At 70.5% G+C, this 24,645-nt stretch carries 27 protein-coding genes and 3 tRNA genes; 13 read left to right on the top strand and 17 right to left on the bottom strand.

What is annotated here, in order from left to right:
• Nucleotides 1-39 precede the first annotated feature (39 nt).
• Entirely contained in the window at nucleotides 40-459 is a 420-nt protein-coding gene (locus tag ACIQHQ_RS17430) for an SSI family serine proteinase inhibitor (RefSeq protein WP_402613065.1), read from the bottom strand.
• A gap of 281 nt (nucleotides 460-740) precedes the next feature.
• On the opposite strand from ACIQHQ_RS17430, the gene ACIQHQ_RS17425 reads away from it, so the two are divergent.
• Nucleotides 741-831 (top strand) — tRNA-Ser (locus tag ACIQHQ_RS17425).
• A gap of 196 nt (nucleotides 832-1,027) precedes the next feature.
• Nucleotides 1,028-1,100: transfer RNA gene (locus ACIQHQ_RS17420), tRNA-Arg, on the top strand.
• Between the two features lie 91 nt (nucleotides 1,101-1,191).
• Here the strand turns inward: ACIQHQ_RS17420 and ACIQHQ_RS17415 are convergent.
• The 5 genes from ACIQHQ_RS17415 to ACIQHQ_RS17395 form a co-directional block, all read right to left on the bottom strand.
• Complete coding sequence (locus ACIQHQ_RS17415) at nucleotides 1,192-1,455, bottom strand: tyrosine-type recombinase/integrase (RefSeq protein ID WP_402612783.1); 264 nt, start codon at nucleotides 1,453-1,455, stop codon at nucleotides 1,192-1,194.
• Nucleotides 1,456-1,603: 148 nt separating this feature from the next.
• Complete coding sequence (locus tag ACIQHQ_RS17410; protein WP_402612782.1) at nucleotides 1,604-1,831, bottom strand: tyrosine-type recombinase/integrase; 228 nt, start codon at nucleotides 1,829-1,831, stop codon at nucleotides 1,604-1,606.
• Nucleotides 1,832-2,172: 341 nt separating this feature from the next.
• Nucleotides 2,173-2,658, bottom strand: a complete 486-nt coding sequence (locus tag ACIQHQ_RS17405) for a hypothetical protein (RefSeq protein WP_402612781.1) — start codon at nucleotides 2,656-2,658, stop codon at nucleotides 2,173-2,175.
• Nucleotides 2,658-3,299 (bottom strand): hypothetical protein, encoded by a 642-nt coding sequence (locus tag ACIQHQ_RS17400; protein WP_402612780.1) that lies wholly within the window; start codon nucleotides 3,297-3,299, stop codon nucleotides 2,658-2,660. Before ACIQHQ_RS17400 ends, ACIQHQ_RS17405 begins: the two co-directional genes overlap by 1 nt.
• A 145-nt stretch (nucleotides 3,300-3,444) precedes the next feature.
• Nucleotides 3,445-3,921, bottom strand: a complete 477-nt coding sequence (locus ACIQHQ_RS17395; protein ID WP_402612779.1) for a MarR family winged helix-turn-helix transcriptional regulator — start codon at nucleotides 3,919-3,921, stop codon at nucleotides 3,445-3,447.
• A gap of 96 nt (nucleotides 3,922-4,017) precedes the next feature.
• Here ACIQHQ_RS17395 and ACIQHQ_RS17390 point away from each other — a divergent pair, with 96 nt between their 5' ends.
• The 8 genes from ACIQHQ_RS17390 (at nucleotide 4,018) to ACIQHQ_RS17355 (ending at nucleotide 13,939) form a co-directional block, all read left to right on the top strand.
• Entirely contained in the window at nucleotides 4,018-4,419 is a 402-nt protein-coding gene (locus tag ACIQHQ_RS17390; protein WP_402612778.1) for an HGxxPAAW family protein, read from the top strand.
• Between the two features lie 57 nt (nucleotides 4,420-4,476).
• Nucleotides 4,477-5,349 (top strand): DUF2797 domain-containing protein, encoded by an 873-nt coding sequence (locus tag ACIQHQ_RS17385; RefSeq protein WP_402612777.1) that lies wholly within the window; start codon nucleotides 4,477-4,479, stop codon nucleotides 5,347-5,349.
• Nucleotides 5,350-5,455: 106 nt separating this feature from the next.
• Nucleotides 5,456-6,196, top strand: coding sequence for a response regulator transcription factor (locus ACIQHQ_RS17380; RefSeq protein ID WP_402612776.1), 741 nt, complete (start codon nucleotides 5,456-5,458; stop codon nucleotides 6,194-6,196).
• A complete protein-coding gene (locus ACIQHQ_RS17375; protein WP_402612775.1) occupies nucleotides 6,193-7,800 on the top strand; it encodes an ATP-binding protein in 1,608 nt (535 codons plus the stop codon). The genes ACIQHQ_RS17380 and ACIQHQ_RS17375 overlap by 4 nt, the downstream gene beginning before the upstream one ends.
• A gap of 14 nt (nucleotides 7,801-7,814) precedes the next feature.
• Nucleotides 7,815-9,281, top strand: a complete 1,467-nt coding sequence (locus tag ACIQHQ_RS17370) for a glycosyltransferase (protein ID WP_402612774.1) — start codon at nucleotides 7,815-7,817, stop codon at nucleotides 9,279-9,281.
• Nucleotides 9,281-11,413 carry an ArnT family glycosyltransferase gene (locus ACIQHQ_RS17365; RefSeq protein WP_402612773.1) on the top strand — a complete coding sequence of 711 codons (2,133 nt, stop codon included), beginning with the start codon at nucleotides 9,281-9,283 and terminating at the stop codon, nucleotides 11,411-11,413. The genes ACIQHQ_RS17370 and ACIQHQ_RS17365 overlap by 1 nt, the downstream gene beginning before the upstream one ends.
• A gap of 105 nt (nucleotides 11,414-11,518) precedes the next feature.
• Complete coding sequence (locus tag ACIQHQ_RS17360; RefSeq protein WP_402612772.1) at nucleotides 11,519-13,015, top strand: MFS transporter; 1,497 nt, start codon at nucleotides 11,519-11,521, stop codon at nucleotides 13,013-13,015.
• A gap of 144 nt (nucleotides 13,016-13,159) precedes the next feature.
• On the top strand, nucleotides 13,160-13,939 hold the full coding sequence (locus ACIQHQ_RS17355; protein ID WP_402612771.1) for a TetR/AcrR family transcriptional regulator: 780 nt from the start codon (nucleotides 13,160-13,162) through the stop codon (nucleotides 13,937-13,939).
• A 1-nt stretch (nucleotide 13,940) separates the two neighbouring features.
• Here ACIQHQ_RS17355 and ACIQHQ_RS17350 read toward each other — a convergent pair whose 3' ends face one another.
• Together ACIQHQ_RS17350 and ACIQHQ_RS17345 are read right to left on the bottom strand one after the other, a co-directional pair.
• Nucleotides 13,941-14,411 (bottom strand): PPOX class F420-dependent oxidoreductase, encoded by a 471-nt coding sequence (locus ACIQHQ_RS17350; protein WP_402612770.1) that lies wholly within the window; start codon nucleotides 14,409-14,411, stop codon nucleotides 13,941-13,943.
• A gap of 10 nt (nucleotides 14,412-14,421) precedes the next feature.
• Nucleotides 14,422-14,715 (bottom strand): STAS domain-containing protein, encoded by a 294-nt coding sequence (locus ACIQHQ_RS17345; protein WP_402613064.1) that lies wholly within the window; start codon nucleotides 14,713-14,715, stop codon nucleotides 14,422-14,424.
• A 276-nt stretch (nucleotides 14,716-14,991) separates the two neighbouring features.
• Between ACIQHQ_RS17345 and ACIQHQ_RS17340 the strand changes: the two genes are divergently transcribed.
• Both ACIQHQ_RS17340 and ACIQHQ_RS17335 read left to right on the top strand, forming a co-directional pair.
• Nucleotides 14,992-15,714, top strand: coding sequence for an ANTAR domain-containing protein (locus ACIQHQ_RS17340; protein ID WP_402612769.1), 723 nt, complete (start codon nucleotides 14,992-14,994; stop codon nucleotides 15,712-15,714).
• Nucleotides 15,715-15,771: 57 nt separating this feature from the next.
• Complete coding sequence (locus tag ACIQHQ_RS17335; protein WP_402612768.1) at nucleotides 15,772-16,473, top strand: GAF and ANTAR domain-containing protein; 702 nt, start codon at nucleotides 15,772-15,774, stop codon at nucleotides 16,471-16,473.
• On the opposite strand, the gene ACIQHQ_RS17330 is transcribed toward ACIQHQ_RS17335, so the two are convergent.
• The 3 genes from ACIQHQ_RS17330 to ACIQHQ_RS17320 form a co-directional block, all read right to left on the bottom strand.
• Complete coding sequence (locus ACIQHQ_RS17330) at nucleotides 16,456-17,313, bottom strand: YceI family protein (protein WP_402612767.1); 858 nt, start codon at nucleotides 17,311-17,313, stop codon at nucleotides 16,456-16,458. The genes ACIQHQ_RS17335 and ACIQHQ_RS17330 overlap by 18 nt on opposite strands.
• An 88-nt stretch (nucleotides 17,314-17,401) precedes the next feature.
• On the bottom strand, nucleotides 17,402-19,942 hold the full coding sequence (locus ACIQHQ_RS17325) for an MFS transporter (protein WP_402612766.1): 2,541 nt from the start codon (nucleotides 19,940-19,942) through the stop codon (nucleotides 17,402-17,404).
• Nucleotides 19,943-19,955: 13 nt separating this feature from the next.
• Nucleotides 19,956-20,444, bottom strand: coding sequence for a MarR family winged helix-turn-helix transcriptional regulator (locus ACIQHQ_RS17320; RefSeq protein WP_402612765.1), 489 nt, complete (start codon nucleotides 20,442-20,444; stop codon nucleotides 19,956-19,958).
• 212 nt (nucleotides 20,445-20,656) lie between these two features.
• Here ACIQHQ_RS17320 and ACIQHQ_RS17315 point away from each other — a divergent pair, with 212 nt between their 5' ends.
• Entirely contained in the window at nucleotides 20,657-20,854 is a 198-nt protein-coding gene (locus ACIQHQ_RS17315; protein ID WP_402612764.1) for a hypothetical protein, read from the top strand.
• 262 nt (nucleotides 20,855-21,116) lie between these two features.
• Here ACIQHQ_RS17315 and ACIQHQ_RS17310 read toward each other — a convergent pair whose 3' ends face one another.
• The 6 genes from ACIQHQ_RS17310 to tadA all read right to left on the bottom strand — a co-directional run bounded on the left by ACIQHQ_RS17310 (nucleotide 21,117) and on the right by tadA (nucleotide 24,624).
• Nucleotides 21,117-22,019, bottom strand: a complete 903-nt coding sequence (locus tag ACIQHQ_RS17310) for an RNA polymerase sigma factor SigF (RefSeq protein ID WP_352114340.1) — start codon at nucleotides 22,017-22,019, stop codon at nucleotides 21,117-21,119.
• A gap of 268 nt (nucleotides 22,020-22,287) precedes the next feature.
• A complete protein-coding gene (locus ACIQHQ_RS17305; RefSeq protein ID WP_402612763.1) occupies nucleotides 22,288-23,133 on the bottom strand; it encodes an RNA polymerase sigma factor SigF in 846 nt (281 codons plus the stop codon).
• A 344-nt stretch (nucleotides 23,134-23,477) separates the two neighbouring features.
• Nucleotides 23,478-23,771 (bottom strand): Dabb family protein, encoded by a 294-nt coding sequence (locus tag ACIQHQ_RS17300; protein WP_402612762.1) that lies wholly within the window; start codon nucleotides 23,769-23,771, stop codon nucleotides 23,478-23,480.
• Nucleotides 23,771-23,947, bottom strand: a complete 177-nt coding sequence (locus ACIQHQ_RS17295) for a hypothetical protein (protein WP_202510481.1) — start codon at nucleotides 23,945-23,947, stop codon at nucleotides 23,771-23,773. Before ACIQHQ_RS17295 ends, ACIQHQ_RS17300 begins: the two co-directional genes overlap by 1 nt.
• Nucleotides 23,948-24,062: 115 nt before the next feature.
• Nucleotides 24,063-24,147 (bottom strand) — tRNA-Ser (locus ACIQHQ_RS17290).
• A gap of 45 nt (nucleotides 24,148-24,192) precedes the next feature.
• Nucleotides 24,193-24,624 carry a tRNA adenosine(34) deaminase TadA gene (gene tadA / locus ACIQHQ_RS17285; protein WP_402612761.1) on the bottom strand — a complete coding sequence of 144 codons (432 nt, stop codon included), beginning with the start codon at nucleotides 24,622-24,624 and terminating at the stop codon, nucleotides 24,193-24,195.
• Nucleotides 24,625-24,645: the final 21 nt, after the last annotated feature.

The following is a 24,645-nucleotide window of genomic DNA, read 5'->3' as shown; positions in this document are numbered from 1 at the left end:
GCTGCCTCGCTCCCCCACCGTCTCCACGGGCGGACGGCCTCAGGCCCTGGCGCCCGCCTCGCCCCCCACACTCGGCAGCAGCGGCACGAGCCGGTCCCAGCGGGAGATCTGGCAGCCGTCGCGGCGGTCGTACGTGGCGTCGACGGGGCGCCCGGCCCAGGTGCCGGTGACGTGCGCGGTGGCCGGTCCGCCGTACTGCATGGTGCAGAAGCCGCCTTCCGGGGCGGGCGCGAAGACGTCCTGGCCCCACAGCGTGCCCCGCTCCAGGGCGGCACAGGCGCCGCGCGGGTCCGGGTGGTTGCCGCCGTCGGGGGCGCAGTACAGCTCGAACGTTCCGTCGGCCCCGCCGCCGGCGTTGCGCACGGTGACGGTGAGGTGATCGCGGTCAGGGCCGTCGCCCGGCCGGGTCGGGGACGACGGGCCGGTCCCGCCGGCCTGGGCATACGCGGCCGGGGACACCGCCGTCAGTGATCCGGCGACGGCGACGGAGGCGGCGGCCGTGACGAGGAGGCGCAGCAGGGCGGGGCGGGCGGTGGCCCGGGGAGTGGCACGCAACATGCCCTGCCTAACGCGGCACGGCCGCGGATGTTGCGCGCGGCCTCCCGGGGGGCCCGCACGGGCCTGACAAGGCCTTTGCCCCGCGCCCTTCCCGCCTAGTACCGTGGGGGTCGATTGGTGACAGCACGCTCGACTGTGTCATCATCGGCACGCACCGCTCGCGCTCGCGCGGGAGTGATGCTGGAGGCGTCGCCTAGTCCGGTCTATGGCGCCGCACTGCTAATGCGGTTTGGGCCTTACAGCCCATCGAGGGTTCAAATCCCTCCGCCTCCGCACTCGATCACGAAGCCCCGGTCAGCCGACCGGGGCTTCGCTGTCGTTGCCTCCGAAAGTGCGGCCGGAAGTGCCGTTTCCGCAGCTCACAAGGGGTGCGGCTAACGGATTTCACATGGCGGCGGCAGTCATGTAATGTTCTTCCTGTCGCCGCGAGCGAGCCGGAAGGCCCGAGAGCGGCGAAAAAACAGAACAAGCACTCGTAGCTTAACGGATAGAGCATCTGACTACGGATCAGAAGGTTGCAGGTTCGAATCCTGCCGAGTGCACAGCAGACCAGAGGCCCTGTGGAGCGATCCACAGGGCCTCTGGTTTTTGCCTTGACGGCAGTGTCTGACGGCAACCGCCTTCGCGAGCCGATCAGACGGCTACCGGGACACCGGCCGGGCCGTCGTCATCGTCCGGTTCATTGCCATCACCTCTTAGTGCCTCCCCGACGCGGTCGAAGACGGACCGCGGGGAGTCGAGCCGTACGAAAGTGCAGATACCCACGTTCACGCGAATCGAGCTGTGGCCCAGGACTTCCATGATCATGCGGGCGTCGGCGCCCTGTTCGTGGAGCAGCGAGGCGCACGTGTGGCGCAGGTCTTGGAAGCGGACCTTGCGACGCCGGCACGGACGCACAGAGCCTCGAAGGAGCGGTTCAGGGTGCGGGGCTCGATGGGGGTGCCGTTCTTCGTGGTGAAGACAAGGCCCTGGGCCGTCCCCTTCCAGTTCGAGCCAGCGGCTTTCCGGTCGGCGAGCTGCTGGGCGCGCTGAGCGCGAAGCGCAGTCACGCACTCGGACGGCAGGGCCGCGCGGCGGGCCGAGCGCTGATCTTCGGAGCGACGATCAGTAGTTGGCCGCCGACCCGCTGTAAGGCCTGCCGGACGGTGAGGACGCCTTCGTGGAGATCCACGTCCGACCAGCGCAGCCCCAGCAGCTCACCGCGCCGCAGGCCGATGCGGACCGCCAGCTCGTACGCGGCCCACAGCCGGCAGGCGATGAGCAACACGCTCACGAACGGGTGAGGCCTCCCGCGCCGGTGGCGCGGGGTCAGCCAACGTGGCCAGCTGGGGTAGTCCGGGCAGTGCGCGGTGCTGACGCGACGGCGACTTGATCAGGCAGACGCTGGCAGACTGACGGCCCATCGAAGCTCCGGTTCGGCAAGGCGACTTGATCTCTCGCCCACTCAAACCGGAGCTTCGCTATGTACGGGACGGGCCCACCGGCGGTCGTCACACCACCGTGACCTGCAACCATTCGACCCCGCCAAGACTTTGCAACCACCCTGGGTGAGGCCCCGACCACCACTTGGGAGGTGTCGGGGGCTCATACGCTTTCGCGAGCCTTCAGGGAATCCTACGAATGATTCTTCTTCTCGACGTAGTAGGCGTAGGCATAGCCACCGCTCGCGCCGTCAGCAGTAACAGCCGAAAATCCGACAGGACCCGACTCGGCTGTGTTGATGCTTTGTTGAAAAATGGACCCGTCGCATACGAGGGTGCTCGAGGCGGCGTCTTTGCCCGCAGTGGTGAGCGTCAGTTTCACCTTTGCGTCACCCGTACAAGTGAACGCGAATGCCAAGCTCAATACGTTGTCGGGCACGGATGTCAGCGAGTTCCCGAAGTTCCGCTCCAGCACGCCAGACCCGTCACTCAGCGACTCCATTTCGATAATGCCCTTCTCCAGCACTGACTTCGCCGCTTCTGCCCCGTCCGAAGCGGAGGTCTTCGAAGTCGAGGCCTTCGGGGGCGACAGCTCGCCGGAGCTGCAAGACCCCACAGCGAGCGGCATGGAGATGGCCAGGCAAATGGAGAGATATCGGACGCGCCTGCCGTTAATCATTACGAGTTCTTCCGCCCGATCGAAATGTCGCCCTTCCTCGGGGCCTTGATGACGATGGTCTTCTTCTTGACGTTGCAGGGCGGAGCAATCCACGTCTTGGTGGCCGTGAGCTTCCATCCCTGCTGGCCGAGCACTGCCCGGTACCCCTTCGTTGTGGTGTTCTTGTCGGTAACGGTCTGCGTACCGGACCATGTCCACTTGTTGCTGATCTTGGTATCGACAGAGGTCTTGGCCCTCGCCAGAATGACCCCGGCCTCGGCTTCCGCGCTGGCGCCGATGTCCCAGGTGAATTCATAGCTGTCGGTCAAGGCCCAGGACACGCTCTGGCCGGGCAGCAGCCAGGTCGACTTCGGCGGCTTGCTGGCTATGAAGTACGGCGATCCCTTGACTTTGTACTTCGGCTTGTCGTTCACCTCAGGGCACGCGCTCGCGCTTCTGTCATCACTCGCCTTCTCGCGCTCCCCTTCGAAGGTGAACGTGACCTCGTCACCAAAACCGATGACACGCCCATCGTTCAGGACAATCCCGCTGCCATCAGTGGGAGTTATCTCATCCTCCCCGTTATCGGCGTGCGCGATAGTCGACATACCAAATACCGCAACTACGGTGGCAGCGGCGAGAATCCGTATCTTGCTGCGCATGAGTGCGCCCCCTGTTTTGTGTGTTGCCTCCAGCTGGGTTGGTCGCTTCCCGGCTGTGATCATCACTTCACCACACGTGAAGCAAGCGGGCGGGCCGGGGTGGGGTGAAGGTGCCGAGGGCCGCCCGGTGCTCCGGCCGGCGCGCTCAGTCGGGGCGGCAGTGGTCCTCCAGGTAGGCCGCCGCCAGTGTGCTCGCGCGGGTGAACCAGTCGTGCAGGACCGCGATTTCGTCCGGGGTGTAGTCCGCGAACAGGTGCGTGAGGCGGGCGTAGTACGGCTCGTAGACCTCGCGGACGCGGGCGACCGCGTCGGGCTGGGCCGCCACGCGGATGCGGCGGCGGTCCGCGGGGTCGGGGCGGCGCGTGATGTAGCCCGCGCGCTCCAGCCGGTTCAGGATGCCGGTGACCGCGCCGGTGGTGACGTGGACGCGGGCCGCCAGATCGCCTGCCGTGGGGAGGTTCTCGCCGGCCTCGATGACATAGGCGAAGCAGGTGAGGTCGGTCACACTCAGGCCCACCTGTTGGGCGATCTCATGCTGTCCGACCAGGTGAGTCGCGATGAGCTGGTCCATCGCCGACAGTGCCTGCTCCGGTGTGGCGGCGGGACGCGGCTTCGCTTGCATTCCCAGATCCCTTAGTTCGTGAGATGTTTGGGTCGTAAAAGTCTTAGCAGGTGAGGGGTTCGCCGGGTCGGATCCTCGGGTGCGAGGGAGTGGCACGTGAGTGCACATCAGTATGACCACGGGCACACGGTCGCGGGGTGGGCCGGATGTGGCATCGCCACCGTGGGGGCGGGTGTGGCGGGGCTGGGCGTCTGCACCGTCTCCGGTGTGCTCGTCGCCGGCGGGTCGGCGATCGGGGTCGTGGGTCTCCTCGTGACCTGGGCCCTGCATCTCGCCGGGTGGGGGAAGGGGCCGGGCGTGCGGCCCCGGGCGGAGTGGGACTGGCGCGTGCGGGACTCTGCGGCACCGGGCGGGCACGAGGAGTGCCTGGGGTGCCGGCTGGCCGGGCGGGGCCGGCGTGCGGGGCGTTCCGGCCGGGCCGTGGTGCCGAGCATGCCCGTTCAGCGAGAAGGGGAGCCGGAGACCGCCGCTGCCGTCGGGGCCGACTCCGTACGGTGAGGCCGCTCCGCGTCGGCCCCGCCCCGTTGTCGGTGGTGCCCCTTACTCTCGGCAGAGATGGCACAGGCATGGAAGTGCTCGGGGCTGCGCTGGTCGCCCGACGGTCCCGAGCTGCTCTGGGACGGCGGGCGGCGCAGTGCGCTGACCCGGGGGAAACGCGTGGCCTTCAGCGTCGTGCCGGGGTGTGGGCGCACGTGTGTGGGGGCTCGGGGGCATGCGTGCCCGGTGAGTGCGGTCGTGCCGGGGCGCAGTACGGGGGCGCGATGCGAGGAGTGCGCGCGACTGGACCGCGCACACTCGGTGGCGGCGGACACGATCGCCGACGATCCACGCCCGTACCACGTGTATCTGGCGTGGTTCGGGCCCGGCATGGTCAAGGTCGGGATCACCGCGCAGGAGCGGGGATCCGCGCGGCTGCTCGAGCAGGGGGCCGTCTGTTTCAGCTGGCTCGGCGTCGGTCCGCTCATGGCCGCCCGGCGTGCGGAGGAGCTGCTCAGGGCAGCCCTGCGGGTGCCCGACAGGATTCCGTACGCCGAGAAGCGGGCCGTGCGGGCCGCGCTGCCTCAGTCCGCCGCGGACCGGGCGGGTGAGGTCGCCGAGCTGCACGGGCGGGCGGTCGCGCTCCCCGCGTGGCCGGAGTCGCTCGTACGGAAGCCGCTGCGGGTGGTCGACCATGTCGGGGTGTTCGGGCTGGCGGGGGTGCCCGTCGCCGTCGGGGGCGTGAGCGAGCTCGTCGCCGGGGGTGCGGTGGGCGGGGAGCTGGTCGCGGCAGCCGGACCCGATCTGCACCTGGCCACGGGGGACGGCGTGGTGGTGCTCGACACCCGGCTGATGACGGGGTGGGGGCTGGTGCCCGCCACCGGGGACGGGCTGACCGTCCCCCTGCGTCCGTTCAAGGAGGCGTCGGGCGTGCAGGACGGCCTGTTCTGATCCGCCCGGCCTTCCCAGGCGTTTCCTCAGAGGCGCCTGTGTGTTTCTCAGGGAAATCACAGCCTGCCGAAAGTGTGCTCTCAGAGGCCCTCGACATCGTGTTCACATGACCACGACCTCGCCCCGGGGGCGCACCGAACTGCTCAGGCCGGACGGGGGCCCCGTCCGCGTGCTCGTGGTGGACGACGAGCTGTCGATCACCGAGCTGCTGTCCATGGCCCTGCGCTACGAGGGCTGGCAGATCCGCAGTGCCGGTGACGGCACCGGCGCGATCCGGACCGCGCGCGACTTCCGGCCCGACGCCGTGGTCCTCGACATGATGCTGCCCGACATGGACGGGCTGGCCGTGCTCGGGCGGCTGCGCCGCGAACTGCCGGACGTGCCGGTGCTGTTCCTGACCGCCAGGGACGCCGTCGAGGACCGGATCGCGGGGCTGACGGCGGGTGGCGACGACTACGTCACCAAGCCGTTCAGCCTGGAGGAGGTCGTCGCGCGGCTGCGTGGGCTGATACGGCGCTCCGGCGCCGCCGACCGGCGCTCGGACTCCCTGCTGGTCGTCGGCGACCTCACTCTCGACGAGGACAGCCACGAGGTGACCCGGGCCGGGGACGACATCCGTCTGACCGCGACCGAATTCGAGCTGCTGCGGTTCCTAATGCGCAATCCGCGGCGCGTCCTCAGCAAGGCGCAGATCCTCGACCGGGTGTGGTCGTACGACTTCGGCGGCCAGGCCAACGTCGTCGAGCTCTACATCTCCTACCTGCGGCGGAAGATCGACGCCGGACGCGAGCCGATGATCCACACGCGGCGCGGTGCCGGGTACCTGATCAAACCCGCGGCGTCATGAGCGGACGACGACGGCAGCGTTGGCAGCAGTGGGCGGGCGGGCGGCGAGCAGGCAGGCCGCGCACGCTGCGGACGCGGCTCGTCGTCGCGTCCGTGGTGCTGATCGCCGTGGTGTGCGCGGTGATCGGGACGGTGACGACGCTGGCCCTCAGGTCCCATCTGTACGAGCAGTTGGACGAGCAGCTCGAGGCGGCCGCGTCCAGGGCCGCGCAAAGCCCACCCCGGGAGCCAGGCGAGGGCGGGGCGGACGGACTCGCGAAGAACAAGGTGGAAAGCCTCACCGACTTCGTCACGAGAGGGCCGCAGCCGGGCGGTACGGTCGCCGCCAAGATCGAGGGCGGCCGGATCACGCAGTCCGCGTACGGCGTCTCCGAGGGCGACTACCAGGTGACCCCGCGGTCGCTGAACGCCGCGCAGACAGCCGCCCTCGCGTCCGTGCCACAGATCGAGGGACAGCCGAGAACCGTCGACATCCCCGGCCTCGGTGAGTACCGGGCCGAGTACGAGAGCGGTGACAAGGGCAGCTATTACGTGGCCATCCCGACCACGGACGTCACCAGCACCGTCAACACCCTCGTCCTGGTCGAGATCAGCGTCACCGGCGCCGGTCTCGCCGCTGCCGGTCTCGCCGGTTCCGTACTGGTCGGGGTCGCCACCCGCCCGCTGCGCCGGGTCGCCGCCACCGCCACCCGGGTCTCCGAACTGCCCCTGCACACCGGCGAGGTGAACCTCAGCGAGCGGGTCCCCGACTCCGAGACCGACCCGTACACCGAGGTCGGACAGGTCGGTGCCGCGCTCAACCGGATGCTGGACCACGTCCACGGGGCGCTGCACGCACGGCAGCGCAGCGAGACGCGCGTCCGGCAGTTCGTCGCCGACGCCAGTCATGAGCTGCGCACTCCGCTCGCCTCCATCCGCGGGTACGCCGAACTCACCCGGCGGGGAAGCGAACAGGTCGGCCCCGACACCCGGCACGCCTTGGGCCGGATCGAGTCCGAGGCCGGCCGGATGACCCTCCTCGTCGAGGATCTGCTGCTGCTCGCCCGGCTCGACGCCGGACGGCCGCTGCAGTTCGAGCAGACCGACCTCGTCCCGCTCGTGGTGGACACCATCAGCGACGCCCGGGCGGCCGGCCAGGACCACATCTGGCGGCTCGACCTGCCCGACGAACCCGCGCTGGTCTCGGCGGACGCGGCCCGGCTGCAACAGGTGCTCGTCAACCTGCTCGGCAACGCGCGCACCCACACACCGCCCGGGACGACCGTCACCGCGCGGGTGCGGCGGCGCGAGGGATGGCTGTGCGTGGAGGTCGAGGACAACGGGCAGGGCATCCCCGCCGAGTTGCTCCCGCACGTCTTCGAGCGGTTCGCGCGAGGCGATTCCGCGCGCTCCCGCGCCACCGGCTCGACCGGTCTGGGCCTCGCCATCGTGCAGGCCGTGGCCGGTGCGCACGGCGGTGCCGTGACGGCCGACAGCGTGCCCGGGCGGACCGTGTTCACGGTGCGTCTGCCCGCCCTGTCGCCCCGGTCGGAGCCGGACCCGAGGCGGCAGTGGCACTCACAGGCACGCCACAGCGTCACCACATGGGCACGACAGGGCGCCTGACGAAAGTCGGTCCCATGCGAACCGACTCTTCTCCCGGCACCCTGCCGGCGCGGGAGCACCTCCCGGCCGCACCAGCCGGTACGCCTGTCCTGGACGTAGTGATCCCCGTCTACAACGAGGAGAAGGACCTCCAGCCGTGCGTCCGCAGACTGCACGAGCATCTCGACCGGACGTTTCCGTACGCGTTCCGCATCACGATCGCGGACAACGCCTCCACGGACACCACCCCGCAGGTGGCCGGGCGGCTGGCGGCGGAGATCCCCGGGGTCACCGTCTGCCGCCTGGAGCAGAAGGGCCGCGGCCGGGCCCTGCGGGCCGTCTGGTCGGCCTCGGACGCCCCGGTCCTCGCCTACATGGACGTGGACCTGTCCACCGACCTCAACGCCCTGCTCCCGCTGGTGGCCCCCCTGATCTCCGGTCACTCCGACCTCGCCATCGGCTCCCGGCTGGCGCGCACTTCGCGGGTGGTGCGCGGCCCCAAGCGCGAGTTCATCAGCCGGGCCTACAACCTCATCCTGCGCGGCTCGCTCCAGGCGCGCTTCTCCGACGCCCAGTGCGGTTTCAAGGCGATCCGCCGGGACGTGGCGCAGGTGCTGCTGCCCCTCGTCGAGGACACCGGATGGTTCTTCGACACCGAGGTGCTGGTGCTCGCCGAGCGCGCAGGCCTCAGGATCCACGAGGTGCCGGTGGACTGGGTCGACGACCCCGACTCGACGGTGCACATCGTCAAGACCGCGACCGACGACCTCAAGGGCGTATGGCGAGTCGGCAGGGCGCTGGCCACCGGCTCCCTGCCGCTGGACCGGCTCGCTCGGCCCTTCGGCGACGACCCGCGCGACCGTGACATCAAGGACGTGCCGGCGGGACTCGCCCGCCAGCTCGTCGGATTCTGCGTGGTCGGCGCCCTGTCCACCCTCTTCTACCTACTGCTCTACGGCGGCTTCAGGGTCTTCACCGGCTCCCAGGCAGCCAACGCCCTCGCCCTGCTGGTCTCGGCGGTCGCCAACACCGCGGCCAACCGGCGGCTCACCTTCGGGGTGCGCGGCAGCGGCGGGGCCGTACGGCACCAGGCACAGGGCCTGGTCGTCTTCGGTATCGGGCTCGTCCTGACCAGCGGCTCGCTCGCGGCACTGAACGCGGCCTCCTCCGAGCCCCAGCACTCCACCGAACTGGCCGTCCTCATCGCGGCCAACCTCGCGGCGACGGTCCTGCGCTTCCTGCTCTTCCGGGCCTGGGTGTTCCCGGACCGGCGCGAGGACGACTCGCCGGCCGCCCCCCTGTACGGCTCCACCGCCGTCGGCTCCACCGCCGTCGGCTCCACCGCCGTCGGCACTACCCCCTACGGCTCCACCCCTTACGGCTCCACCCCCTACGGCACCGCACAGTTCCGCGCCGGTGAAGCCGCGGACACCACCTGGTGGGAGGCCACCCTGCACCTGCAGCCGGTGCGCCCGCACGACTCCGACGCGAGGGACTTTTGATGACCGTCCACTTCGACCGACCGACCACCCACGCGGACACGAGTCCCGGCAGCCGGACCCACCCCCCGGCCCCCGCACCGGCGCATGCCGCCGACCTCCCCAAGAGGCCCTTCGGGCAACGGATCCGGCGCGGCCGGCCCGAGGATCCCCGCTGGGCCCGCCCGGCCTTCCTCGCCCTGCTGCTGGCGACGGCCGTGCTCTACCTCTGCAACCTGAGCGCCTCGGGTTACGCCAACTCCTTCTACGCGGCGGCCGTACAGGCGGGCAGCGAGTCCTGGAAGGCGTTTTTCTTCGGCTCGCTCGACGCGGCGAACGCCATCACGGTCGACAAGCCCCCGGCCGCCCTGTGGCCCATGGCCCTCTCCGTACGGCTCTTCGGCCTCAGCTCCTGGGCGATCCTCGCGCCCGAGGTCCTCATGGGCGTCGGCACGGTCGCCGTCGTGTACGCGGCCGTCCGGCGCCGGTTCAGCCCCGCGGCCGGACTGATCGCGGGCGCCGTGCTCGCGCTCACCCCCGTCGCGGCGCTGATGTTCCGCTTCAACAACCCCGACGCGATGCTGGCGCTGCTGATGGCGGCGGCCTGCTCCTTCGTCGTCCGCGCCCTGGAGGACGGCCGCACGAAGTGGCTGCTGTGGGCCGGCGCCGCGATCGGCTTCGCCTTCCTCGCCAAGACCCTCCAGGCCTTCCTGATCCTGCCGCCGCTCGCCCTTGTGTACGGCGTCTGCGCCCCGGTGACGGTGAAGAAGCGGATCGGTCAGCTCGCCGCGTCTCTCGCCGCGATCGTCGTCTCCGGCGGCTGGTGGGTCGCGATCGTCGAACTCTGGCCCGCTTCCTCCCGCCCCTACATCGGCGGCTCGCAGAACAACAGCTTTCTGGAACTGACCTTCGGCTACAACGGCCTGGGGCGCCTCAACGGCGACGAGGCCGGGAGTGTCGGAGGAGGCGGTGGTGGCGGGAACGGCGGCGGCAACTGGGGCGAGACCGGCTGGGACCGGCTGTTCAGCTCCTCCATCGGCGGCCAGATCTCCTGGCTGATCCCGGCCGCGCTGATCCTGCTCGTCGCCGGACTGGTCGCCACGGGCAAGGCCCGCCGGACCTCCGCGACCCGGGGCGCTTTCCTGGTGTGGGGCGGCGCGCTGCTCACCACCATGGCGGTCTTCAGCTACATGCAGGGCATCTTCCACGAGTACTACACGGTGGCCCTCGCCCCCTACATCGCCCCGCTGGTCGGCATGGGCGCGGCGCTGCTCTGGGACAAGCGCGACAAGGCCTGGGCCTCGCTGAGCCTGGCCACCGCCATGACGGCGACCGCCGCCTGGGGATACGTCCTGCTCAACCGCTCCTCCGGCTACCTGCCCTGGCTCAAGTGGTTCGTCCTGGTCGGCGGTCTGACGGCCGCCCTCGGTCTGATCTTCGCCGGCCGGCTGGGGCGTCGGCTGGCCCTGGGAGCGGCCGGGCTGGGCCTGGTCGCCGCGCTGGCCGGTCCGGCGGCGTACACCCTGACCACCGTGAACGAGGGGCACACCGGCTCGATCGTCACGGCGGGTCCGGCGGTCGCGGGCGGCCGCGGCGGACCGGGCGGTGGCGGCGGCCCCGGCGGTGGCGGCTTCCCGGGCGGCGGGCAGAACCAGAACCAGCAGAACCAGCAGAACGGCAACGGCTTCCCCGGAGGCGGGTTCCCCGGCGGCCGGAACCAGCAGGGTCAGAACCAGCCGAACGGCGACGGCGGCCGCATGGGTGGCATGGGCGGCGGTGGCGGCGGCCTGCTCAACGGCGCCAGCGTCAGCGCCGAGGCCAAGAAGCTCCTGGAGACCGACGCCGACCGGTACACCTGGGCCGCCGCGGCCGTCGGCGCCCAGAACGCGGCGAGTTACCAGCTGTCCACCGGCGATCCGGTGATGGCCATAGGCGGCTTCAACGGCACGGACCCGTCTCCGACGCTGGCCCAATTCAAGGACTACGTGGCGGCCGGAAAGATCCACTACTTCATCGCCTCCGGCGGCATGGGCGGCATGGGCGGCAGCAGTGACGGCGCCTCGTCTCGGATCACCTCCTGGGTCGAGGCCAACTTCGCGAAGGTCACGGTCGGTTCGAGCACCTTCTACGACCTCACACAGAAGGCGAGCAGCTGACACGTCCCTGACCGGACGAGGGGCGGTGGCCGAAAGCCACCGCCCCTCGCCGTGCCGCCGAAACTCCGTTGTACGCCGTATAGGAGCTGTTCTACGGTGTACAGCATGACGACGTCCCCCCAGGAAAAGGCCCCGCCGCGCACCGTGTCCGGCGGCCATCCCCAGCGCTGGCTGATCCTCGGTGTCATCTGCCTCGCGCAGCTCACCGTGCTGCTCGACAACACGATCCTCAACGTGGCGATCCCCTCGCTCACCCGCGAGATGGACGCCTCGACCGCCGACGTCCAGTGGATGATGAACGCCTACTCCCTGGTGCAGTCCGGCCTGCTCCTGACCGCGGGCAACTCCGCCGACCGCTACGGCCGCAAGCTGATGCTGATGTCGGGCCTGGCGATCTTCGGCGTCGGCTCGCTGGCGGCCGGCCTGTCCCAGAGCCCGGCCCAGCTGATCGCGGCCCGTGCGGGCATGGGCGTCGGCGGTGCGCTGCTGATGACCACGACGCTCGCCGTGGTCGTGCAGATCTTCGACGACCAGGAGCGCGTGAAGGCCATCGCGCTGTGGTCGACGGTCAGTTCGCTCGGTTTCGCGGCCGGCCCGCTCATCGGCGGTGTGATGCTGAACCACTTCTGGTGGGGCGCGATCTTCCTGATCAACATCCCGGTCGCCGTGCTCGGCCTGGTCGCGGTCGCCGCGCTGGTGCCGGAGTCCAAGCACAAGGCGGGCGACCGGCCCGACCTGCTGGGTGCGGTTCTGTCGACCATCGGCATGACGGCCGTCGTGTACGCCATCATCACCGGGCCCGAGCACGGCTGGACCTCCGCGCGGGTGCTGGTCTCCGCGCTGATCGGCGCTGTGGTGCTCGGCCTGTTCACGCTGTGGGAGCTGCGGACCGAGCACCCGATGCTCGACCTGCACTTCTTCCGCAACCAGAAGTTCGTGGGCGCGGTCGCGGGCGCGATCCTCGTCGCGTTCGGTATGACGGGGTCGTTGTTCCTGCTCACACAGCATCTCCAGTTCGTCCTCGGGTACGAGCCGCTGGACGCCGGGCTGCGGACGGCGCCCCTGGCGCTGACGGTGGTCGCGCTCAACTTCACGGGAGTGGGGGCGAAGCTGGTCCTGAAGGCCGGGACGCCGGCGGCCATCGCGCTCGGCATGACCCTGGTGTCCGGCGGGCTGGCGGCGATCGCGCTGCTCGGCGGCCACGGGTACGGGGGCATGCTGCTCGGGCTGATCATCATGGGGGCGGGAGTGGCCCTGTCCATGCCGGCGATGGCCAACGCGATCATGGGGGCGATTCCGCCGGAGAAGGCCGGGGTCGGAGCGGGGATCAACGGGACGCTCGCGGAGTTCGGCAACGGCCTGGGCGTCGCGGTGCTCGGTGCCGTGCTCAACTCGCGGTTCGCGTCGCTGGTCACCGTGTCCGCGGCGTCGCTGCCGGCGGCGCTGGCAGCCGCCGACTCGGCCGAGGAGAAGACCAGGATCTCCGATGCGTTCGCCTCCGGGCTGGAGACCAGCCAGCTGGTGGGGGCGGTTTTCGTGCTGGCCGGTGGACTGGTCGCGGCCGGGTTGTTGCGGCGGGCCGAGCGGGCAGAATCCGCCTAGGAGCTCGGGGTGTGCGGTCGCCGTGCGGCCGCGGGTCCGCCGTGGGGCGATCGCGCCCGCGCGGCGGATCGGCGCATCGATGCAGCCCCGCGCCCCTCAAGGCGCCTAGCATGATCGGCAGCAAGAGGTCGAGGAAGGTGCGCCATGGCGAAAGCCGCCCGGCGGGATCAGCCGCGGTCCAGCGTCTGGCTGGAGAGCACAGCGCACCGGCGGCGCGGTGGAGGGCAGCCCTCGGGGCTGGACCGGGCGCGCATCATCGAGGTCACGGTGCGGCTGCTGGACGCCGAGGGCCTGGCCAAGTTCTCCATGCGGCGGCTGGCCGGCGAGCTGGACGTCACCGCCATGTCCGTCTACTGGTACGTCGACACCAAGGACGACCTGCTCGAACTCGCCCTCGACCAGGTGATGGGCGAGGTGCGGCTGCCCGATCCGGACGCCGGTGAGGACTGGCGGGACCAGGTGCGGGCGCTGGCCCGGGAGTACCGGACGCTGCTGGTGCGGCACCCCTGGGTGTCCGCGCTGGTCGGGGTCTTCCTCAACATCGGGCCCAACAGCCTGGCGTTCTCACGGGTGGTGCAGCGCGTCGTCCGCCGGACCGGGCTGCCCGCGAAACGCCTGACGAGCACGATCTCGGCCGTCTTCCAGTTCGTCTACGGCTACGGCACCCTGGAGGGCCATCTCGCCTCCCGGGCAGCCGCCGGCGGCATGAGCGTGGACGAGTACTTCCAGCAGGCCCTGACCACCGTGACCGCAGCCCCGCAAGCCGCCGACGTCCTCCGGGAGTCCCGGGAGATCATGGCGGCGCGTGGCGGCGACACCGTCGCCGAGATGCTGGAACGCGACTTCGAGTTCGCGCTGGAACTGCTGATCGCGGGCATCGACACGATGGTCACCCGTGAGCGTGACGCCGCCGGGGAGAGCTGACCTACTCCCCCTCCACCAGTCGCGCCGGGAAGCCCCCGGTCGCCACGGGCCCCCACCGCTCCGGCGTGATGCGGATGATCGACTTGCCCTGCTTGAGCATCGCCGCGCGGTACTCGTCCCAGTCGGGGTGCTCCCCGGCGATGTTCCGGTAGTACTCCACGAGCGGTTCGACGGAGTCGGGGGAGTCGATCACCTCGGCCGTGCCGTCGATCTGGGCCCAGGGGCCGTCCCAGTCGTCGCTGAGTACGAGCAGGCTCACGCGGGGGTCCCGCTTGGCGTTGCGGGTCTTGGCGCGCTCCGGGTAGGTGGAGACCACGATCCGGCCCGAGTCGTCGACACCGCAGGTCAGCGGGGAGCTCTGGGGGCCGCCGTCGGCGCGCCGGGTCAGCAGGACCGCGTGGTGCCGGGGCCGGACGAAATCAAGCAACTCGTCGAGGGAGACGCGGGTGTTCGTCGCGATGTTCGGTGCCATGTCCGGCAGCCTACGACGCCATCGCTTCGGCGAGGTTGTCGTACACGGGCACGTCCCGGCGCAGGCCGGTCAGCTCCAGGACACGGCTCGTGATCCCCTCCGGCGGGGCCACCAGACGCACCCGGGTCCCGGGACGCAGCCGGTGCCGTACGTCGTTGATGAGGCGGATGCCCTGGGAGTCCATGAAGGAGGTCGCGCTCAGGTCGAGGACGAGGACCTCCAGCCGGTCGCCCCGGGCCCGGGCCGCGGACATGACGAGGGGCAGCAGCCGCTCCGCGTTGCAGAAGTCGATCTCGGCGGGCATGGCGAGGTGGACGCGGCCGGGGAGGTCGCGCGGTTCTGTGGGATTCGTGAAGAAGGTCACGGCACTCACCTGGCAGACGTTCGTCCGGATTCCGGTAAGGCCGCTTCCTGACCCGTGGGGCCATTCCACCATGTGGGGGGCGGCCGGAGGAAGCGCCCCCGGGCGGCGTCGGCCGGACGTCACTTGGAGGCAACCGAACAGTTAGAGTGCTGTCCGTCCTGTGCTCGCAGTCGGGAATGTGCTGCGGAGCTCTCCTGCGCACGGCCATGGCCGTGCATGCCGAAGAGGTTCGTGGTGGCTGCGTCCGAGTTTCCTGATTTGCCCCGTTATCCGGCCGGCGTCGAGCTGGCCGAAGCTCTCACGGTGGCTTCTCAGCAACTGCACGAAACCCTCACGCCGCACAGCGCGCTGCGCACGGCGGTCCGGCTGGCCGTGCACCTCATGCCGGGCGCTGAGCACGCCGGTGTCTCCGTGATCGAGCGCGGCAGCACGATGCGCACGCTCGCCTGGACCGACGAGGTCGTGCGCTCCGCCGAGAACCGCCACACCGGTCGCGAACAGCACGGTCTGTGGAACCTGTTGTGGAACAGCCCGGTGGCGCGGATAACGGACAGCGAGGCCGACGACGGCTGGGACGTGCTGGCCGACCTGGGCCTGCGCTCGGCGCTGGCCCTGCGGCTGCGCGCCGACCGCCGCCGGCTGACCGTGCTCACGGCCTACGCGAGCAAACCCGGGGTCTTCGACGAGGACGCGACCCGCATCGGCCGGCTGTTCACCGCGCACGTCAGCATCGCCCTGGACTCCGCGACCGTGCGCGAGCAGCTCACGGAGGCCATGCGCACCCGCGACCTGATCGGCCAGGCCACCGGCATCCTCATGGAACGCCAGGGCATCGACGCCTCGGCGGCCTTCGAGAGCCTGGTGCGCGCCTCGCAGCGGGAGAACGTGAAACTGCGCGATCTCGCCCGCCGGATCGTCGGTGCTCACAACCCCCCCTGAGGTGGGGTGAAGTACGGAGAAGGCGTGTTCGGATGATGTCGGGATACCCGTACGGTCATGAGTTCCGAGACGTCCGACACGCTCGACCAGGCGATGGCGCGCAGCAGCGGTCTCGACACGCTGCTGCGTGATCTGACCGACCGCGCGGTGCAGGAGGTGCCCGGTGCCGTCGCGTGCAGCATCACCGTGCGCCGCGCCGGGCGGCTGCTCACCCTGGCCGGCAGCGACGGCATGCCCAGCGGCCTGGACCTGCGTCAGTACGAGAACGGCTCGGGACCCTGCGTCGACGCGGCCGAGACCGGTGAGGAGCAGTACGCCCCGGATCTGGCGGCGGAGTCGCGCTGGCCGTCGTACACGGAGTACGCCCTGTCCACGGGCGTCGGCTGCGTGCTGGCGGTGCCGGTCGCCGTCGAGGGCGGCAGCGGCGCCGCGCTCAACTTCTACGGCGTCGGCGCGCGGTCACTGGACACGGGCCGGGAAGCGGCCCGTGCCTTCGCGGCCCGGGCGGGGGACGCGATCGACATGGCGCTGCGCATCGAGAACCGGCGGCAGTCCGCTGCCGACGTGCGCACCGCGCTGCTCTCCCGCAGCGTCATCGACCAGGCGGTCGGCATCCTGATGGCCCGGGAGCGGATCGACGCGCGGATCGCCCTGGAGCGGCTGCGCCGGGTCTCGCAGGACCGCAACGTCAAGCTCCGTGATCTGTGCGGCCAGTTGGTGGCGAAGGTGTCCGCCCCGGACTCACGCCGCCGGCAGTGACTCGCCCTGCACGGCCTGGATGTCCAGCTCCACCTTCAGCGTCGTGCCGATGGCGGCGATGCCGGCCTGAAACACCTGGTTGTAGTGCATGGCGAAGTCCTCGCGGCGCAGTTCGGCCGTGGCGCGGAACGCGGCGCGGGTGCCGCCCCACGGGTCCGGACCCGTGCCGAGGTAGGCCAGGTCGAGGTCCACGGGCCGTACGACCCCGTGCATGCCCAGCTCGCCGTGGACGGTCCACCGGCCGGCCCCGGTCGCCGTCAGCCCCGTCGACCGGAAGGTGATCTCCGGGAACCGCTCGACGTCCAGGAAGTCCGGCGACTTCAGATGCCCGTCGCGCATGCCGTTGCCGGTGTCGATGGACGCGGCCCGGATCACCGCCTCGACGCGCGACTCGGTGACGTCGTCCGGGGCGATCTCGATCGAGCCGGCGAACTTCGTGAACCGGCCGTGCACGCTGGAGATGCCCAGGTGCTGTGCCACGGCGGCCACGCTGGAGTGCACCGGGTCGACGGTCCACGGACCGGGCGGCGGCAGCTCGGTGCCGCCCTGCCGCGCCAGCGTCACGGTGCCGACCTCGGCCCGTCCTCCCCCGCTCCCGGCTCGGCTCGAGCGGGAGGTGCCCCCGCCCGTGACGATCACGCTGGAGGCCGCGGGCGCGTACCCGACGGCCGTGACGATGACGGTGTACGCCCCCGGCTCCATCGGCGTCGCGTCCCGTACGGCGCCCTCCGCGTCGGCCTCGGCCCGCAGCACCTGCGCGCCGGTCGTGTCGACCACGGTGACGACCGCGTGCGACACGGCCCATCCGTCCCGGGTACGGATCCTCGCGGTCAGTCCCATCTCACCAACTCCTCGATAGGAAACCGGCCCGCGACAGGGGCGCACCTCCGCTCAGAGCGCGCCACCCGTCACGGGCCGGGGTCGGTCACTACTCGCCTGGGTGGGCGAGTTCGATGTCGTGGGCGTCGGTGCCGGCACCCATGACCGTCACGGCGGTCGCCACCGGCGGGTAGCCCGTTGCGATGACGGTGTACTCACCGCCGTCCAGGTCGGTGAAGGCGTACGCCCCGTCCGTCCCGGTCGTGGCCGAGCCGACGACGTTGCCCGCTTGGTCGACCAGCGTCACCCGGGCGTCGGCCAGCGGGCCGTGCGGGGCGCGGACGACACCCTGGACGCGGGCGCCCGAGTCCAGGTCGATCTCGACCCGGGTGACCCCGGTGCCGCCCACCTCGACGGGCAGGGCGTGCGGCCGGTACCCGGCGGCGTTCACCGCGACGGTCACCGCCCCCGGCACCAGCTCGGCGAAGGAGAACTCGCCGTGCTCGCCCGTGATCCCGTTGGCGAGCAGGTCCCCGCGCACGTCGGTCACGATGACCATGGCGTCCTTGACGGGCTGCCCGTTCTCGGTGGCCTTTACCAGGCCGGTCAGCCCGCTGGTACCGCTGAGCAGGATGTCGTAGGCGACCGGCTCACCGTTCACCACGACCGTGGACGCCCGCGGCTGGAAGCCGTCGGCGGAGGCGATCAGGACGTACGAACCGGAGCCCGGTGCGTCCACCGCGTACGAGCCGTCGGCCTGCGCCACGGACCGGCCCAGCTGGCGCCCGGTCGGCGAGATCAGCGTGACGGCGGCCCGCGGCACGGGCGCGGACTCGGCGCCGCGGACGAAACCGCGGACCGGAACACCGCCCCCACCGGACGCGGACTCCCCGGCCGGAGCCGTCGTGGCGACGGTGGCGAGCCGCTGCGTCCCCTCGGGCCCGGTCCCGTCGGCGGCCGCGGTCTCGGCCCGGCTCGGCGCGGTCTTCTCCGCCGCGGGAGCCTCGGTGGCCGCTTCGGCCGGAGCCACGGCAGGCGCCTGCGAGTCGGCGGCCTGCGCCAGCCCGCCCTTCGTCCTCAACGGGACCTCCTTGATGAACAGCGTCACCAGCAACGCGAGCAGCGCCATCGGGGCCGAGTAGAGGAACACGTCCGCGACACCGTGGCCGTAGGCGCTCTCCACCACGGTGCGGATCGGCGCGGGCATCGTGCTCAGGTCGGGGATGCCGCCGCCGCCCGTGCCGGCGTGACCGAGGGCCGCGCCCTTGGGACCGAGGTCGGCGAGGCCGTCCTTGACGTAGTCGGTGATCCGGTTGCCCAGGACCGCGCCCAGGGCGGAGACGCCCACCGCACCGCCGAGGGACCGGAAGAAGGTCACCGTGGAGCTGGCGGCGCCCAGGTCGCCCGGCTCCACCTGGTTCTGCGTGCACAGCACCAGGTTCTGCATCATCATGCCGATGCCGAGACCCAGCAGCGCCATGAAGATCGCTATGTGCCCGTACTCGGTGTCGTACCGGATCGTGCCCAGTAGACCGAGGCCCGCGGTCACCAGCACACCGCCGGCGATCAGCCACGCCTTCCAGCGGCCGGTCCGGGTGATGACCTGCCCGGAGACGGTGGAGGAGACGAACAGGCCCGCGATCATCGGGATCGTCATGACGCCGGACATCGTCGGCGACTTGTCCCGGGCCAGCTGGAAGTACTGGCTGAAGAAGACGGTCCCGGCGAACATCGCGACACCGACGAACAGCGAGGCCAGCGAGGCCAGCGTGATGGTGCGGTTGCGGAACAGCCGCAGCGGGATGATCGGCTCGCTCGCCTTGGCCTCGACGAGGACGAACACCGCCAGCAGCGCCAGCGAACCGCCGACCATCGCGTACGTCTGCCAGGACACCCAGTCGTACGTGTCACCGGCGAAGGTCACCCAGACCAGCAGCAGACTGACGGCCGCGGTGATGGAGAAGGCGCCGGCCCAGTCGACCTTGACCTTCCGCTTCACGACGGGCAGGTGCAGGGTCTTCTGCAGCACGATCAGGGCGATCACGGCGAAGGGCACGCCGACGTAGAAGCACCAGCGCCAGCCGAGCCAGTCGGTGTCGGTGATGACACCGCCGACCAGCGGGCCGCCGACCATGGCGGTGGCGAAGGTGGCGCCGAGGTAGCCGTTGTACCGGCCGCGTTCACGCGGCGAGATCATCGCCGCCATGATGATCTGGGCCAGCGCGGACAGGCCGCCCATGCCGATGCCCTGGACGGCGCGGAAGGTGATGAGCATGCCCGGGTTCTGGGACATGCCGGCCGCCGCCGACCCCAGAACGAAGATGACCAGCGCGAACTGGATCAGCAGCTTCTTGGAGAACAGGTCGGCGAGCTTGCCCCACAGCGGGGTGGAGGCGGTCATCGTCAGCAGGGACGCGGTCACGACCCAGGTGTAGGCGCTCTGGCCGCCGCCGAGGTCCCCGATGATCCGGGGCAGGGCGTTGGAGACGATCGTCGACGACAGGATCGCGACGAACATGCCGAGCAGAAGGCCGGTGAGGGCCTCCATGATCTGCCGGTGCGTCATCGGAGCGCCGTCGCCGGAGGAGCCGTGGGAGCCTCCCCCGTGCTTGGCATGAGCCCGCACACCGGCTGGTGTGGTCGTTGCCATGGGCTTCCTTTTCTTACGTGCTTGCGGGTGTACGGGTGGTCTGGTCGAAAGCGGACGGCGTGACCCGGCTCCCGGGCCGGCCGTCGAAGCTCTTCCTCAGCCGCGCCATGAGGTTCGTGAGCTGACCGACCTCCTCGTCGGTCCAGTCGCCCAGGCGCTCGGCGAGGACCTCGGTGGTCCGCCGGGACAGCTCGTCGAGCTGTACGCGGCCCGCGGACGTGAGCCGCAGGATGCGTGAGCGTTTGTCCGCCGGGTCGGGGGAGCGTTCGATCCAGCCCCGGGCCACGACGTGCGCGACATGGCGGCTGGTGACCGACATGTCCACCGCCAGCAGCTCGGCGAGCTTGCTCATGCGCATGTCGCCATGACGCTCCAACAGGGTCAGCACGGCCGCCGACCCGCCGGGGCACTCGGCGGGCATGATCCTGCCGAGCTCCCGCTTCACGGCGCCGAAGGCGCTGAACTGGCGGACCAGCTCTTCGTACTGCGCCCTGTCGGCCATGACACCTCCGCTTTCGTTGCTTAGGGCAACCATAGAAGCCGTTGGTTGCTACAGGCAAATGAAAGAGGTGCAGGCGGCACAAAAAGTTGGCAAAGCGCGTATTGCGGGAGTACATGCGCTGGTCACGGGCCCGGCGGCACGGGCCGGCCGGACTAAACGGAACCCCTACCCCCACTTGGGGAGCCCCGCCGTTTTCGCTAGGGTCTCGGGCCATGGCTAACAACCAGGCCCCGCAGGGCAATCACGACCCCGCCGGCAGCACCCAGATGTTCCGCGCGTTCGTCGACGAAGCCCCTCGGGGCCGTCAGGCGGCGGCACCTTCCAGCAGCGGACCGCGCATCGGTCTCATCCTCGGCGTCATCGCCGCCGTGGCGGTCGTCGCGGCGGTGGCCTGGCTGGCACTGGCGTAGCCGCCACGCGGCCTTTTCGGTACCCGGCGTCGCCGCAGACGCCAGGTGGGTCGCCCTGCTCGGCGCGCATGCCCGCAGCCGGGCGGCCCGACGCCGTGCGCTGCGGCGGGAGGCCGCAGGGCGACCACACGCGCCGACACGGCACCGACCCGCATCCGCTGTCAGGCACAGCACGCGCCCTCCCACCGACACCGCCGCAGGCGAACGGCGCGGCCCCAACGACCGCGCCCCCAGCCCTCGGTCGGCCCCAGTGGGCCCTCGGTCAGTCCGAGATCAGGCCTTCCCGGAGCTGTGCCAGCGTCCGGGTCAGCAGCCGGGAGACATGCATCTGCGAGATGCCGACCTCCTCGCCGATCTGCGACTGCGTCATGTTCGCGAAGAAGCGGAGCATGATGATCCGCCGCTCGCGAGGCGGCAGCTTCGCCAGCAGCGGCTTCAGCGACTCGCGGTACTCCACACCCTCCAGCGCGGTGTCCTCGTACCCCAGCCGGTCCGCCAGCGACCCCTCGCCGCCGTCGTCCTCCGGCGCCGGCGAGTCCAGCGAGGACGCCGTGTAGGCGTTCCCCACCGCCAGCCCGTCGACGACGTCCTCCTCGGACACCCCGAGCACGGAGGCGAGTTCGGTCACCGTCGGCGACCGGTCCAGCTTCTGCGAGAGCTCGTCGCTGGCCTTGGTCAGAGCGAGCCGCAGCTCCTGCAGCCGACGCGGCACGCGCACCGACCACGACGTGTCACGGAAGAACCGCTTGATCTCCCCGACCACCGTCGGCATCGCGAACGTCGGGAACTCCACGCCCCGTTCGCAGTCGAACCGGTCGATCGCCTTGATCAGCCCGATCGTGCCGACCTGGACGATGTCCTCCATCGGCTCGTTCCGGGACCGGAACCGCGCGGCGGCGTACCGCACCAGCGGGAGGTTGAGCTCGATGAGCGTGTCACGGACGTACGCACGCTCGGGGCTGTCCTCGTCGAGCGCGGCCAGCCGCAGGAACAGGGAGCGGGACAGGGTGCGGGTGTCGATGGCGCCCGCGGTCGGAAGGACCGGGACGGGCTCGGCCACGAGGGCCGGAGCCTCATCGATGGGGCCGAGTGAGTCGAGAGCATGGGGAGCTGACTCGCTCTCCGCGAGCGTGAGCACCTTCGAGCTGCCCTGTTCTGCGGACATGCCACCCCCTTTGGGTCGCGGGACGGTCGCGGCGGACGCTCCCGTCTGAGGAACGCAGCCTTCACCTGAATACCGGAGCCGGAGCTCCGGCAAACGCGCTTCACGCAGAATGTCACATGTCGGCAACACGCTGTAGAGACATGTCGACATCTGAGATGCGAATCCGCCCTGCAAACACAGGGTCTGACGGCCTTTCGGCTCTCAACTACCGGAAAGCGCCCTGGTGAGCGATTCCCTCCCCACGGTGACCTCTCGCTAACGTTTGCGGTTACGCGTCGATGCGGTTCGCAGACCGCAACCGCTGGAAGCTACGCGCGAGTAGCCGCGACACATGCATCTGCGAGACGCCGAGCTCCGCGCTGATCTGAGACTGCGTGAGATTGCTGTAGTACCGCAGCAGCAGGATCCGCTGCTCCCGCTCGGGCAGCTGGACGAGCAGGTGCCGTACGAGGTCGCGGTGCTCCACGCCGTCCAGCGCGGGATCCTCGTAGCCGAGCCGGTCCAGCAGCCCCGGCAGCCCGTCGCCCTCCTGCGCGGCCTCCAGGGAGGTCGCGTGGTACGACCGTCCGGCCTCGATGCAGGACAGCACCTCGTCCTCGGTGATGCGCAGCCGCTCGGCGATCTCCGCGGTCGTCGGGGTCCGGCCGAAGGCGGTCGTCAAGTCCTCCGTCGCACTGTTGACCTGCACCCACAGTTCGTGCAGCCGACGCGGCACATGGACCGTGCGGACGTTGTCGCGGAAGTACCGCTTGATCTCGCCGATGACCGTGGGCATGGCGAAGGTCGGGAACTGCACGCCCCGTTCCGGGTCGAAGCGGTCGATGGCGTTGATGAGCCCGATCGTGCCGACCTGGACGACGTCCTCCATCGGCTCGTTGCGGGAGCGGAACCGGGCGGCCGCGTAGCGCACGAGCGGGAGGTTCGCCTCGATGAGCGCCCCGCGCACGCGGTCGTGCTCCGGGGTGCCCGGCTGGAGGTCCTTGAGCTGTGCGAAGAGGACCTGGGTGAGCGCCCGGGTGTCGGCCCCACGACTGCTCCGCCGGGGAGCGGTCTGAGCGGCCTGAGCGGCCGGAGCGGGCTCCGTGGCCGTTGCTTGGGCGGGCGCCGTCTGCACGGGTGCGGCCTGGGCGGGTGCGGCCTGGGATGGCGGTGGCTGAGGGGACGGCGCCTGGGGGGACGGTGGCTGAGGGGATGGCGCCTGGGGCGACGGTGGCTGAGGGGACGGCGCCTGGGGGGACGGTGCCTGAGGTGCGGTACTGGCCAGCACGGTCAACTCCACCTCGTCATCGTCAACTCACCCGTCGACTCTTCCATCAAAAGCGGTCATAGCATCACAAGACATGTGCAGTATGTGCAAGCACCCCATAACTACGTGTTGAGGAATGAAAGCCGCATAAATCAACTCACGCAACAGAAGGGCCCCCTGTCATGGCGACAGGGGGCTCGAAGCGGCCGGTCTCAGAACTCGTAGTCCGCGATCACCCACGTGGCGAACTCCCGCCACAGCGCGACACCCGCCTGGTGGTCGGGGTGCTCCACGTACCTCCGCAGCGCGTCCGCGTCGTCGAAGGCCGAGTTGATGGCGAAGTCGTACGCGATGGGGCGGTCGCTGACGTTCCAGCCGAGTTCCCAGAAGCGGATCTCGGGGATCGTGCGCTCGAGCGCGCGGAAGGCCTCGACGCCCTTCACGACCCGGGGGGCCGCACGCTCGACGCCCTCGTTGAGCTTGAAGAGCACCAGGTGGCGGATCATCACTTTCCTCCCTTGGCGACCCACGTGGCGAAGTCGCCGAGGGCCCCGGCGGCGTCCGAAATGCCCTGGAACCCTATGAGTACGTAGTCGGCCGCCGTCCTCGGGTCCGTGATGATCACGTACAGCGCGAAGACCACGAGGGCGTAGACGGCGACCTTCTTCGCGTTCACCGCCATCGCGGCCTCCCCTGTCACTGGTGTCCCATGCAGCGCACATGATCGCACGAAGGGTTGATCACGCGAAGGGGCCGACGCACGAAGGGCCCCGTCTGACGACGGGGCCCTTCTCAAGCGGTAGCGGAGGGATTTGAACCCTCGGTGACTTGCGCCACACTCGCTTTCGAGGCGAGCTCCTTCGGCCGCTCGGACACGCTACCGAGGGAGACCTTACAGCAAGGTGCCGCGTGCTTCGAAATCGGAATTCAGCGCCCGCGGAAGAACTCGGTGAGCAGCTCGGCGCACTGCTCGGCGAGCACTCCCCCGATCACCTCGGGCCGGTGGTTGAGCCGCCGGTCCCGCACGAGATCCCACAGGGAGCCGGCCGCGCCGGCCTTCTCGTCGCGGGCGCCGTAGACGAGCCGGTCGACGCGGGACTGCTGGATCGCGCCCGCGCACATCGTGCAGGGCTCCAGCGTCACCACGAGGGTGCAGCCGGCGAGCCGCCATTCGCCGAGCGCGGCCGCGGCCCGCCGCAGGGCGAGGACCTCCGCGTGGGCCGTCGGATCGCCGTCGGCCTCGCGTTCGTTGTGCCCGGCCGCGAGCACGGTCGTGCCGTCCGGGGCCAGGACGAGGGCGCCGACGGGGACGTCCCCGCCCCGGACGGCCTCGGCGGCCTCGTCCAGGGCGAGTCGCATCGCGGGCCGCCAGGGGTCCCG

It is taken from the genome of Streptomyces sp. NPDC092370 (assembly GCF_044755265.1).
GTDB lineage: Bacteria > Actinomycetota > Actinomycetes > Streptomycetales > Streptomycetaceae > Streptomyces.
Note: the sequence above shows the minus strand (reverse complement) of the source record. Positions and strands in the feature narration are given on the sequence as shown.